This window comes from Chroococcidiopsis sp. [FACHB-1243], from assembly GCF_014696895.1.
Lineage (GTDB): Bacteria > Cyanobacteriota > Cyanobacteriia > Cyanobacteriales > Chroococcidiopsidaceae > Chroococcidiopsis.
Window position 1 is genome coordinate 90,573 of the sequence record NZ_JACJQX010000011.1, and the last position, 11,466, is coordinate 102,038.

Sequence of the window (11,466 nt, forward strand, 5' to 3'; positions counted from 1 at the left end):
TCCATGCCCTTGCTATTTCCCTGTTCGATCGCCTCACCGCACCAGAACCGCGATCGCCCCAATTGGTGTAAATCTTCTGACTTTATGAGTCTACCTAAAGCGCGATTGGAAAGAAAGTCATCTTATACATAAATCACAAAATATCAATGCAGTTTTCCATAGGTAGACATTAAAAAATTTTATACTGAGGTGCGAAGCAACAAAGTGACTTCTTCACAACTTAGCGCGATCGCTCAGTAAAATAATTCTGCTAAAACTAAACTTGAGCTAATAATAGATCGTCGTAGCGGCGTACTTCTAACAATCGATTTTTACTATCTACTAAAACAACTGTAGGACAAAAAGTTTCTAGTTCTGCTGGAGTTAATTGAGCGTAGGTCATAATAATCACCCGATCGCCACTCACTCCCAATCTTGCCGCAGCACCGTTTAACTCAACTTTTCTAGAGTTTGGCGGTGCGGCGATCGCATAAGTAATTAATCTTTCACCATTATTTACGTTGACGACTTGCACTTGTTCGTAGGGTAATATTCCAGCAGCATCTAACAAAGCGCGATCGATACTAATACTACCCACGTAGTTAAGATTTGCCCCCGTTAGGGTGCAATTGTGGATTTTAGCGAGGAGAAATGTGCGTTGCATGGGCGGGAATTGGGTTAAGTATAGAGACGTTACACGAACGTCTCTACATTTAGGAATTTAAACAGTTTCTGAGTCTGAATCGCGACCTTTTTCGCTACCAGCTTTGACACACTGTTCTACTAAAGGCATAACGCGATCGACATCTTGCCAACCGCGAATTTCGGTGACCTTCTTTTCTAAATTTTTATAGCTGCGGAAGAATTCGGCAATTTCATCTAAACGGTGAGGCGCAATATCGTTGAGAGATTTGACGTTTGCGTAACGCGGGTCTTTATCGGGGACGCAGAGAATTTTTTCATCGCGATCGCCACCATCGATCATTTCTAGCATCCCAATTGGTCTGGCGGCAATGATGCAGCCTGGAAAAGTTGGTTCGTCTATTAATACCATTCCATCTAGTGGATCGCCATCATCGGCTAAGGTATTAGGCACAAAACCGTAATCGTAGGGATACTGCACTGACGAATATAACACTCTGTCTAAAGCAAAAGCTTGCAGATCCTTGTCGTATTCGTACTTATTTTTGCTGCCAGCAACAATTTCAATCAAAACGTTAATTAAACCTGGCTTTGGTTGAGCCGGAATGAGGGATAAGTCCACAATAATTCTCCAAGATGACAGATAATAGCGATCGCGCATCGATCGCTTCACCTGTAGCATTTTAGGCTAATATGGACGGCTTAGACAGTGACCAGTTATCAGTGACCAGTGACCAGTAAATAAAAAATGTGAGGTGTAGTAAGAAATTTAAAATTCTCTAGCCACTAGCCACTAGCCACTCTTATTTATCTGTCCTTTGTAGCGAATAGGAAAGGGGCTGCTCTAGCTGCACGTCATTTGACGAGTAGTGAGCGATCGCCAGTAGAGGTACGATGAGCGTCAACACCGCGATCGCCGTTCCTACAATTTCTGCCAACCTATGGGGTGATTTCTCACCAGGGCTGACAGAATTACTACTACTTGATTCCATAAAAAATGTTCAAAACCTAGCTTTGGGAGAGTTCAAAGAATTTTATACGTCGATTAGGGCAAACTTATGCTCTATCTATTTCTATTCTAACTGCTCTCCCCAGAAAGACTGTTTGCTATTCAACAATCTCAAAACAAGGAACTAGGGACTGGGGATACTCCTACTCGCAGGGATATCTCTCGCTCCTAATCCTAGCCGTTTGCACATGCGTCCCAACTCTGTTTGCTCTGTTGGGGTGAGAACGCTCATTTCTTCAACGACAGCCGCAACGTGCGTCGGAAAGATATCACCGATCAGGTGCCTACCTTTTTCTGTTAAATGTACCTTGATGCAACGGCGATCGCCGACTTCTCGTTCCCGTCTTACCAGCTGCCGCTTTTCTAAATTATCGATCACTAAAGTCATGTTACCACCGCTTTTGAGCAGTTTCTCTGCTAAATCTCGCTGATGGAGAGGTCCCAGGTGATAAAGTACTTCTAGCACCCCAAACTGACTTACGGTCAAATCGACATCGAGCAAATGACGATGAATCCGATTCGATACCGATTCTGCCGCTCGAACTAACTTGACTAGCGTATCTAAGGCAAGAACCTCCTGTTGTGTGCCGAGGTGTTTTGTACCCATTAATTGTTTCACATTAAATAATTCAATACTACTTTATTTAGGAAAGATCTAGTTGTCAATTAATCTCATAGCAATTCTCGATTGCGTGCGTGACATCTGTAGGGGCGCACAGCCGTGCGCCCCTACAGATCGTCTGGATTACCCAATTGAAAATCGCTCTACTAGCGATCGCCAGTAGGATGAATCTTTTCTGTGCTTTCTCTCCCCCCTGCCGTTTTCTGTAAATTCGCTGTTGCATCTAGCCGCCAAGCAAGTAAGATAGTGGAGAAAAATCATCTACTAGAAAAAATTTAGCATCTATCTATGGATAGAAAAACAAAGCGTCTTACACTTCTGATTGTTTCCTGTAGTGCAGCTGGTGTAATTTTAGGGGGTACGTCAAGTTGGGCGGAAAGCAAACAGTGTTTGCAAGCTAACAATGTCACGAGCGACTGTTTGACTCAAAATTCTGTCATGAAAACTTTACAAGGCATGAGTACGGGTTTAATTGCGGGGGCAGGAGCAGCGTTTGGCGCAGCATGGCAGTTAAGGAATGAAGATTGAGCCAGAGGGGCTAGGGTTGGTTGTCGGTTGAGCTACTAGCCACTAGCTACTCACTAACTATGAGTTTGTCTTTGTCAGTAATATTACTACATATAAGAACGTCGTGCGTATTTTCAGGTGCGATCGCAGATCTATTGTTACTATTAAACGTTTATTTTTTATTGAGTTATTTGTTTTTGTTACTACAAGTATGTAAGTAAATCTTTGTTGCTAGCAAGTTTCTTTTAAAAATTACGTGAATTTGGTATTGCAGGGTACCACTTTGCCAAAAGTTTTTAAAGAATCAATAAAATTTCATATCACCTCTCAGTAGAAACTCTCTGTTAACAATTTTCCGTAAAATCTCGATTGAGCCACAATAAAGAAATTGTTAAATTTATATATAGATTGCTGACGCTAAAGCGTTTGAGTAATTAAAACATCTAGCACAAACTAACAGAAAGTATTCAAATCGATCTGTCAATTGATAGATTATGTGGCAATAAACAGCCTTTTATTAATAGCTATCCGTACATTTATTGTTCTAATTTATGTGCTTGAGCGAATAGCCATAGCTACGCAAGTATCTTCGTAAATTTGACATGCCAGCTTTCAACTATCTAACTTCAGCTATTTCGCTTGAAGTATAGGTTGGCTCGTGCAAATTTTTTTCAGCAAATAACTTACCTATCTGGAATTCACTTGAGATTCCACCATCGCCCTAATTATTCATAGGAAAAATATTGTGAAGCGATATCCTCATCTGCTTAAATATACTAAAAAAATTCTGCAAGGATTGAGCCTCATAGCTGTACTGTGCAGTCCTACTACTGTCTTAGCTGACCCTGTTGGCGATGGTTGGGCGCTTGTGTTCAGCGATGATTTTAATGGTACGCAACTCGACAAAAAGAAATGGAGTACTTGTTATTGGTGGGGTAATAATGGCTGTACGAATGGTGGTAGTGGAGACGTGCAGTGGTATCAACCAGATGATGTATTTGTAAACAATGGCATTCTTCGTTTGAGAACCCAAAAACGCAAAATGAATGGCTATGAATATACCTCTGGAATGATTTCCTCGCACGATAAGTTTGCTTTTCAGTATGGTTATGCCGAAATGCGAGCAAAAATGCCCAACGGTCGGGGTTTTTGGACAACCTTTTGGCTAGCTTCTCAGCGTAGAGCGTGGCCTCCAGAAATTGATATCGCTGAGTATTTAGGTAGCCAACCCAACAACATGCATATGACCTACCACTATTCCACTCCGACTAGCAAGCACCAAAGTTCTCCTTGGGCATATACCGGGGCTGATTTTTCTGCCGACTACCACACATATGCAGTGGAATGGAATCCTAAAGAAATCATTTGGTATATCGATGGTATGGAACGGCGGCGCTACACGGCTACAGAACACATTTCTGCGGAAGCAATGTATGTGATGGCAACATTTGCCCTTGGTAAGGCTTGGATTGATACCCCACCGGATGAGACAACTCCGTTTCCCAGTTACTCCAACGTCGATTACATTAAGGTGTGGCGACACAAAGATAGTCCGTCAACACGCGCGGTCACATCGATAATTTCTGAAGCTGAAGGTCTGAAAGTAGCAGCTAAATCCAACGTGGCTCACGTAACATTTTTAGGGAACGCCAAAGCAGACGCTAAGTTAAGCAATCACATGGGAACGATGCTTGACTCGAATAAAGTGGATGATTCTGTCACTTATACAGTCAACGTACCAGAAGCCAGAACTTTTAATGTCAGGGTTGGAGTCAAACGATATCACAATAGAGGCAAATTTCAACTGTCAATTGGTGGTACTAACTGCGGTAATCCTCAAGACCTCTATGCTTCATCTTCTGATTACGTAGAGCTAGATTTAGGAAACATTACCTTTGATGCCTCTGGTAACAAATCTTTTAAATTTACCGTAGTGGATAAAAATGCTCAAAGCAGCAGTTATAAACTAGCATTTGACTATATCAAATTGATTCCAAAATGACCGCAGAAGTGATGAGTGAGAAGTAGGAAAATCTCTCTTCAGTGAGGTTGATAGCTCATCGTAGAGGCGCGAAATATCGTGTCTCTACAAAGCTTTCAACCAAATTCAACCAAAGTCCTCAGACAGATTATCTCATCCTATTAATTACCTGACTTATAGATCCGCTTCTCTCTATGGGGAATTGTATACATGTTAAACTTTTGCTTGATAATTAACCAGAAGAAGGGTAGATCTTCTACTAAATATCTTTTCCACAATCTATGAGGTTCTAACAAAAGTCTATACAACCATTCAAAGCCTACTTCGCTCATCCATTTCGGCGCTCGCTTGACATTTCCTGCTTCAAAATCAATCGTTGCACCTACAGCCAAAAAAAAATCAATCTTAGGTAGCTTGTTTCGATACTGATAAATCCATTTTTCTTGTTTTGGCGCTCCCACCCCGATTGCTAATACTGTAGCTCCCGAGCGATTAATCATTTCCACTATTTCCGCGCATTCTAGTTCGTTACGGTCAAACCCCAAAGAGGGAGAATGAGCGGCAACTACTATATTTCTACCTATTTTTTTATTGACCTTTTCTTGTGCCTTAGCCGCAGTTTCTTTTTGTCCACCTAGTAAGAAAATCTTGATTTTTTCATTGTTTCTGTGATAGGTACAGAAAGCAGGAAAAAAATCTGAACCAGAAATTTTTTCTTTAATTGGCGTACCCAAAAATCGCGAGGCATAGACCAATATTTGACTATCACATAGTTTGTAGTCAGCTATCTCGTAAGCTCGCAAAAACTCGCGATCGCATTGTAACTTCATCAGATGATCTACATTAGGCGTAAACACAACCCCTGACTTTAGCTGCCTCAGTAGTTCTTTGATACTTAAATTGTCAAAATCCAAGTTTAATAGATTAACTTTCCGCATTGATTTATTAGCTCCTCAATCGAGCCTTAAACTGAGACTATCACTTGACGATCTACTGACCAGTTACACCAACTAGTTATAGCTGTATCTGCCGACATTGCAATCCAAAACATATTGAGTAGCCAGTTTATTTCTCCTATCATTCCGATAATCATGCCATGAAATTGCCATAGTATACTATTAGGTGTGCAATCTAGTTGTCAAGCCTTGGGAAAACTTTATATTTGTTTATTTAATAACACCCCAAGGGATAACAATTTCATAGAAATATGTCGTAATTCAGTAGTTTATATGTAAGCTGGTGGTATTTGTGAAGGTTGTCAGCGCCGTTCTGGTTGTACCGACAAAAAACAAGTATCAAAAAGAACAATTTATTCCTTCTCGACCCGAGATACTTCGGGTACAAATTTGTAATGCAGGATTACCATCAAAATAGAGCGCGTTGTTTGTTTCGTGTATCAGAATGACTATTTACGTGTTCGCTCTCACGTAGAGATTGCTGACAGAGAATAGGACTGAACTTACAGTGAAAAAAGCTCCGCAGCAAGTATCGTGGCTGGGTCTTATATTACTTAAGTGTCCTCAAATTATATTTCGTTCTCATGCTAGCTACAGATAGCACATAATATCGTCTTCCTCTCGACATACCTAGATTGAGGTATTTTGCGTAAACATTCGCATTGTCAAATATTGAAATACATAATATGGTCTTATGGATCAAAACTGAGGTAGCAACGATAAGGGAACTTTTTTTAACCGAAAAAGTCAACAAGCGTCAATAGATCGTGTCTGCTTCATCACTAAATAGTTTGAATGATTGATAATGCTAGCATGGGACAATTCGGAGAGTAGCTTTTTTGCGAAGAATCGTCAAATTCAATACATAATAATTCAAACCTCATAGCCACTTATACCTGAAGTCATGAAAATAGCTTACCTCACTACATATGATGTCCTGAACCAGGCAAAGTGGCCGAAGTACCAATCAGGTTTATGTGCAGCAGGCTATTTCTTGGCACGGACTCTAGAAGAACAAAACGTACAACTCAATCTCTTGGGACCTTTAGAGGCAAAAAATACGCTATCGACTAGAGTAAAACGGCGAATATATACTTCTGTGCTGAAAAAGCAATACTATCACTGGACCGATCCTGCTGTTTTGCGCAATTATGCCAATCAAGCCATACAGAAAATGTCGCAATTCAATTCAGATGCCATCTTATGTCCAGAAAATTCTCTGCCAATTTCATATCTTGACTCCGATCTGCCGATAGTTTTGTGGTCTGATGCGACGCTTTATTCACTGATAAACTTTTATCCTTATCTCAGTAATCTCTGCCGAGAAAACTTTCAGAATATTACGGCAGTGGAAAAAGCAGCACTCGATCGCTGTGAGATGATTATCTATACCTCTGACTGGGCGGCTCAAACTGCAATTGACGCTTACAGTGTCGAACCATCAAAAGTTAGAGTGATTCCTTGGGGTGCAAATATAGAATGCGATCGCAGCCTTGATGATATTAGTAATATCGTGGAAGCGAGGGATAACAAAACTTGCAAGCTGTTATTTTTTGCTGTGGAATGGTTGCGTAAGGGTGGAGATGTAGCTTTAGCAGTAACCAAAGCATTAAATGAGGCTGGTTTACCAACAGAATTAACTGTAGTAGGATGTCATCCGCCTGAGTCGGAAACCTTACCGAATTATGTTAAAGTTATTGGCTATATTAATAAATCAACAGCAGATGGTCGAACTGCGCTCGATCGAATTTTAGCTGATTCGCATTTTCTGATCCTACCTACCCGCGCCGATTGCGCTCCTCATGTTTTAATTGAAGCTAACTCTTTTGGCGTTCCCTGTTTAACTACAAATGTAGGTGGAATCAAAACAATTGTTAAAGATGATGTGAATGGAAAAGTCTTCGAGCTAGACACAGATATATCCGAGTACTGCACTTACGTAACTCATGTATTCGAGCATGACGATCGGTATAAAGCTTTAGCTAATTCTTCTTTTTATGAGTATGAAATTCGGCTCAACTGGACTGTGGCAGCCAAGGAAGCAAAAAAGTTAATTATGGATTTAATCTAGCAAGTCTAATTTTTTGAGCAAGTTCTGCTATAATTTGCTAGATTTTGCTGAACTGAACTAAATATGAACATAGCTTTTGTGACTCATTATGATATTTTCAACAGCAATAAGTGGCATCCAAAAGCAATCGGTTTTAGTGGCACGAGTTACTATAAAGCCCAATCACTCCAAGATCGGTTCCCCAATTTTGAATATATTGGTCCGTTAACAGAACGGTATTCTCTAGGGATTAAATTTAAAAGACGTTTGTATAGATATTTGTCTACCAAAGCTTATTACGATTGGGCTGCAATCGATTTGCAAAAGAATTACGCTCGACAAATTAATACCAAATTGTCAAATAGTAACTCTCAGTTAGTTGTTTGTCCAGATATTTCTACGATCGCCTATGTAGAATGCCAGCAACCGATTGTTTTATGGACGACAAATACTTATGGAGCTTGCATTGACTTTTACGATGATTTTAGCAATCTTTGCCGAGAAACGATCGACAATCTCGTAATGCTCGACCGACTGGCTCTCAGTAAAGCACAAATGGTAGTTTTTCCTTCTACTTGGGCAGCGGAAGCAGCAATGAATAGCTATCAAATCGATCGCAGTAAGGTTGAAATCGTACCATATGGAGCTAACATAGAATGCGATCGCACGATTGACGACATTCAAAACCTAGTAGAAGCAAGAACAGCAGAGCGATGTAAGTTATTGTTTCTTGGAGTCAGTTGGTATCGTAAAGGAGGAGATATAGCTTTAAAAGTTGCTAAAAAACTCAAACAACTAGGTATCGATGTCGAGTTAACAGTTGTTGGTTGTCAGCCTATAACTGACGAACCATTACCAGACTACGTGGTTAATGTTGGGTTTATCAAAAAATCCGATCCTGAAGGTAGCGATTGCTTAAATCAATTAATTTCCGAGTCTCACTTTCTCATTTTACCATCCAGAGCTGAGACTTATGGAAATGTGCTTTGCGAAGCTAATTCATTTGGAGTTCCTTGCCTGACAACTAAAGTTGGCGGGATTCCTAGTATTATTCAAGATAATGTGAATGGAAAACTATTTGCCTTAGACGCTGATGTTAAAGACTATTGCGAGTATATAGCCCATTTATTTAGTAACTACGCCCAATACAAACAACTAGCATATAGTTCATTTCACGAATATGAAACTCGTCTTAACTGGTCAGCAGCAGGGCGATCGATGCAAACCATCATTGCAGAAAAATTTAACCAATAAATTTAGGCACGATCTGTTGTTGTTGCAGCAGCTCTAAACTTAATAGTTGTTTATTTAATTCTGATTGACTCATGTTTTCCTGATTTTGAAACAAGGCAGTGAAAGCTCCAGCACCTATACCATCTTGAGGGAATAGACGATAACAAGGAATAGTGGTTAAATGAGATTGGTAGCGCTCTAAATGAGAAATACTCACGGGTTGAAATTGCGGAAATTTAGCTAAAAACCACTCACACACTTGCTCGTTTTCTTCGAGTGAATAAGTGCAAGTCATGTAGGCAAGATAGCCTTGAGAGGCAACAACTTGCGCTGAGTTAGCAATAATTCTCTTTTGTCTACTAGCATTTTTATTAATTAAAGTTGGATGAAAGCATCCTAATGCTTTATCTCCTTTAGCTAGCAAAGATTGCCCGGTACAAGGAGCATCAACAATTGCAAGACTGCAAGCATGAGGTACGCGCTGAGTCCAAACCTGCGGATCGATATTGGTGACAGCAGCAGGGCTAATTTGACAACGTTTTAAGTTAGAAATTAGCATTCCCAGACGCTTACCAATAACTTCATTGCTTATCAGTAATTCTGGCTGTAATGCTTTCCAGGCAAAAATTCCTTTTCCTCCTGGTGCAGCACACATATCTAAAATAGATGAAATCGGTTGAGAGATAGCTAGCAAGGTTGAAGCAGCAAATATTGAGGAAAAATCCAAGCAATAGTAATAACCGTCCTCATGTAAAGGAAACTGTCCTGGTTTTTCACCAGGTGATACGCAATCTACAAAAGCAGGTTGCCATGTAGTTGCAGTTGTTACTGCAAATGGTAAAGATTCAGGCTTTTGCCGACACCAGATAATGCAGGGAGGAAAAGATTGCGGCTGAGTTAAGGCTTGAATAAATTGCTCTCGTGCTGTTGAATCGTCAAATAAACGCCGACTGAGCTTAAGCAACAAATTTGAAGGCTTGTCCACACAAGGAAAATCAAAGCTCTGCGTTTTCTATTGTAATGGGAATGGGAAGTCAGTTATCAGGGAGCAGGGAGCAGTTATCAGTGACCAGTGACCAGTGACCAGTTATCAATTACCAATTACCAATTACCAATTACCAATTACCAATTACCACTCAACTACCAATGACAAATGACTAATGACAATCTAATTACGTTGCCAAACTTTAATATGATCGATTTCTAGATTGTTTGGTAAAGGCGTAGAGTTGTCGGGAGGGCTATTAGTCCACGCTTTGCCGAGAGCAAGAGTTGCTGTAACGTACATTGCTTCGTCGGGGATATTGCCACTATTGGTATAACGCCGCCGTTCGACACCATCCACGTACCAAACAAGTTTATCTGCTTCCCATAACAAGCCATATGTATGATAGCCGCCAGAAAAATCAATTCCACCCCACCAGCCAGATGATGATTCGTGAGCGCCACTACCGTTTTTATAGTGGATCGTCATGTGGACATTGTTTGTATTAGAACCCACAAATTCGGCAACATCTATTTCTGGGGGCCAGTTTTTGTTTTGTGATAACAACCATAGTGTGGGCCAGAAACCATTGCCTTTAGGCACTTTAGCGCGAAACTCCACGTAACCGTACTGAAAAGCAAACTTATCGTGAGATGCAATCATTCCAGAAGTGTAGTTTAAACCGTTAGACGGCTTTCGCTCTGCACGCAAACGTAAGATTCCACCTCCTACTGATACATTATTCGGGCTAAACCATTGCAAATCGCCAGCGCCGCCATTCGTACACCCATTGGGAGCCCAATAAAAACAGGGAGTCCACTTACCAGTATCTAATCCAGAACCGTTGAAGTCGTCGCTAAACTTGAGCTGCCAGTTACCAGCAGGAGGATCGGCTAGTGCTGCTGTGGGGCAACATACTATCATCAAGGCACTAAAAGCCAGCAAAACTTTGTCCTTCCAGTTACGCAACCGAAGGTTTTGTTGCATGTAAATATTTCCTTTTGATTCAATTTCCAGAGGAGATAGCAGTTGTTGATGAGCTATTGATTGCCGAAAAAACAAAAAGCTATCTCTTGACGCACCGTATTAATAAACCATTTCGATCGGTGTAGAGTCAAGAAAAAATTTTTTTTGTGCAGTATTTATGCAGCTAAAGCGGAGTTTTATTTCTGGCAAACGAAAATACTAAGTAGGTGATTTAGCTTGCAACCCTTTCGTTATAGTGGTTGTATCGATCGCTTGGTTTACGAAACGAGTCGAAAATATAACCATAAATATCTAAATTACAAAATAGCCAATTTGTGATGTATTGATATTTATAAAAATTTATCAATTTCCGACTGAAAAAAATTACTGAATAGCCAAATATCGATTTATTGTTGTGTCAAGTTTTTCTTATCAAATTGATAAAATATTTTGAATATCTTGAAATTTCCAGCAAGGCTGTGGCTTTCGAGGGAACAAGGAAGAAGTCGCAAGTCAAAAGCTTCTCATCTCTCGCC

13 protein-coding genes are annotated in these 11,466 nt (G+C 40.4%); 5 read left to right on the forward strand and 8 right to left on the reverse strand.

Going from position 1 to position 11,466, the window contains the following annotated elements; translation table 11 throughout:
- The first annotated feature begins 3 nt into the window (after nt 1-3).
- Nucleotides 4-132 (forward strand): hypothetical protein, encoded by a 129-nt coding sequence (locus H6G17_RS34020; protein WP_277875972.1) that lies wholly within the window; start codon nt 4-6, stop codon nt 130-132.
- Between the two features lie 124 nt (nt 133-256).
- On the opposite strand, the gene panD is transcribed toward H6G17_RS34020, so the two are convergent.
- From panD to H6G17_RS33130, 5 genes are all read right to left on the reverse strand, one after another.
- Nucleotides 257-643, reverse strand: coding sequence for an aspartate 1-decarboxylase (gene panD, locus H6G17_RS10405; protein WP_192156800.1), 387 nt, complete (start codon nt 641-643; stop codon nt 257-259).
- A gap of 57 nt (nt 644-700) precedes the next feature.
- Nucleotides 701-1,243 carry an inorganic diphosphatase gene (locus tag H6G17_RS10410; RefSeq protein WP_192156924.1) on the reverse strand — a complete coding sequence of 181 codons (543 nt, stop codon included), beginning with the start codon at nt 1,241-1,243 and terminating at the stop codon, nt 701-703.
- Between the two features lie 181 nt (nt 1,244-1,424).
- The gene (locus H6G17_RS10415) at nt 1,425-1,613 is read right to left on the reverse strand and encodes a hypothetical protein (RefSeq protein ID WP_192156802.1); all 189 of its coding nucleotides are present in this window, start codon (nt 1,611-1,613) and stop codon (nt 1,425-1,427) included.
- A gap of 141 nt (nt 1,614-1,754) precedes the next feature.
- Nucleotides 1,755-2,237: a MarR family transcriptional regulator gene (locus tag H6G17_RS10420; protein WP_192156804.1), complete on the reverse strand. Its 483-nt coding sequence runs from the start codon at nt 2,235-2,237 to the stop codon at nt 1,755-1,757.
- Nucleotides 2,238-2,292: 55 nt separating this feature from the next.
- Entirely contained in the window at nt 2,293-2,475 is a 183-nt protein-coding gene (locus tag H6G17_RS33130) for a hypothetical protein (protein ID WP_206757154.1), read from the reverse strand.
- Nucleotides 2,476-2,540: 65 nt separating this feature from the next.
- On the opposite strand from H6G17_RS33130, the gene H6G17_RS10425 reads away from it, so the two are divergent.
- Nucleotides 2,541-2,780 (forward strand): hypothetical protein, encoded by a 240-nt coding sequence (locus H6G17_RS10425; protein ID WP_015154818.1) that lies wholly within the window; start codon nt 2,541-2,543, stop codon nt 2,778-2,780.
- Between the two features lie 724 nt (nt 2,781-3,504).
- Nucleotides 3,505-4,761, forward strand: coding sequence for a glycoside hydrolase family 16 protein (locus tag H6G17_RS10430; RefSeq protein ID WP_192156806.1), 1,257 nt, complete (start codon nt 3,505-3,507; stop codon nt 4,759-4,761).
- Nucleotides 4,762-4,901: 140 nt separating this feature from the next.
- Here H6G17_RS10430 and H6G17_RS10435 read toward each other — a convergent pair whose 3' ends face one another.
- Complete coding sequence (locus tag H6G17_RS10435; protein ID WP_192156808.1) at nt 4,902-5,678, reverse strand: WecB/TagA/CpsF family glycosyltransferase; 777 nt, start codon at nt 5,676-5,678, stop codon at nt 4,902-4,904.
- Between the two features lie 922 nt (nt 5,679-6,600).
- On the opposite strand from H6G17_RS10435, the gene H6G17_RS10440 reads away from it, so the two are divergent.
- On the forward strand, nt 6,601-7,767 hold the full coding sequence (locus H6G17_RS10440) for a glycosyltransferase family 4 protein (protein ID WP_192156810.1): 1,167 nt from the start codon (nt 6,601-6,603) through the stop codon (nt 7,765-7,767).
- A 63-nt stretch (nt 7,768-7,830) separates the two neighbouring features.
- On the forward strand, nt 7,831-9,000 hold the full coding sequence (locus H6G17_RS10445) for a glycosyltransferase family 4 protein (RefSeq protein WP_192156812.1): 1,170 nt from the start codon (nt 7,831-7,833) through the stop codon (nt 8,998-9,000).
- Here the strand turns inward: H6G17_RS10445 and H6G17_RS10450 are convergent.
- Both H6G17_RS10450 and H6G17_RS10455 read right to left on the reverse strand, forming a co-directional pair.
- The gene (locus H6G17_RS10450) at nt 8,990-9,964 is read right to left on the reverse strand and encodes an RsmB/NOP family class I SAM-dependent RNA methyltransferase (RefSeq protein WP_192156814.1); all 975 of its coding nucleotides are present in this window, start codon (nt 9,962-9,964) and stop codon (nt 8,990-8,992) included. The two genes, H6G17_RS10445 and H6G17_RS10450, sit on opposite strands and share 11 nt — an antisense overlap.
- Before the next feature lie 183 nt (nt 9,965-10,147).
- On the reverse strand, nt 10,148-10,951 hold the full coding sequence (locus H6G17_RS10455) for a glycoside hydrolase family 16 protein (protein WP_015154812.1): 804 nt from the start codon (nt 10,949-10,951) through the stop codon (nt 10,148-10,150).
- Nucleotides 10,952-11,466 lie beyond the last annotated feature (515 nt).

What these genes read in the sequence shown, in the direction of transcription:
- H6G17_RS34020 (WP_277875972.1), top strand. Translation starts at nt 4, where the DNA reads ATGCCCTTGCTATTTCCCTGTTCGATCGCCTCACCGCACCAGAACCGC.
- panD (WP_192156800.1), bottom strand. Translation starts at nt 643, where the DNA reads ATGCAACGCACATTTCTCCTCGCTAAAATCCACAATTGCACCCTAACG.
- H6G17_RS10415 (WP_192156802.1), bottom strand. Translation starts at nt 1,613, where the DNA reads ATGGAATCAAGTAGTAGTAATTCTGTCAGCCCTGGTGAGAAATCACCC.
- H6G17_RS10420 (WP_192156804.1), bottom strand. Translation starts at nt 2,237, where the DNA reads ATGGGTACAAAACACCTCGGCACACAACAGGAGGTTCTTGCCTTAGAT.
- H6G17_RS33130 (WP_206757154.1), bottom strand. Translation starts at nt 2,475, where the DNA reads ATGCAACAGCGAATTTACAGAAAACGGCAGGGGGGAGAGAAAGCACAG.
- H6G17_RS10425 (WP_015154818.1), top strand. Translation starts at nt 2,541, where the DNA reads ATGGATAGAAAAACAAAGCGTCTTACACTTCTGATTGTTTCCTGTAGT.
- H6G17_RS10435 (WP_192156808.1), bottom strand. Translation starts at nt 5,678, where the DNA reads ATGCGGAAAGTTAATCTATTAAACTTGGATTTTGACAATTTAAGTATC.
- H6G17_RS10440 (WP_192156810.1), top strand. Translation starts at nt 6,601, where the DNA reads ATGAAAATAGCTTACCTCACTACATATGATGTCCTGAACCAGGCAAAG.
- H6G17_RS10445 (WP_192156812.1), top strand. Translation starts at nt 7,831, where the DNA reads ATGAACATAGCTTTTGTGACTCATTATGATATTTTCAACAGCAATAAG.
- H6G17_RS10455 (WP_015154812.1), bottom strand. Translation starts at nt 10,951, where the DNA reads ATGCAACAAAACCTTCGGTTGCGTAACTGGAAGGACAAAGTTTTGCTG.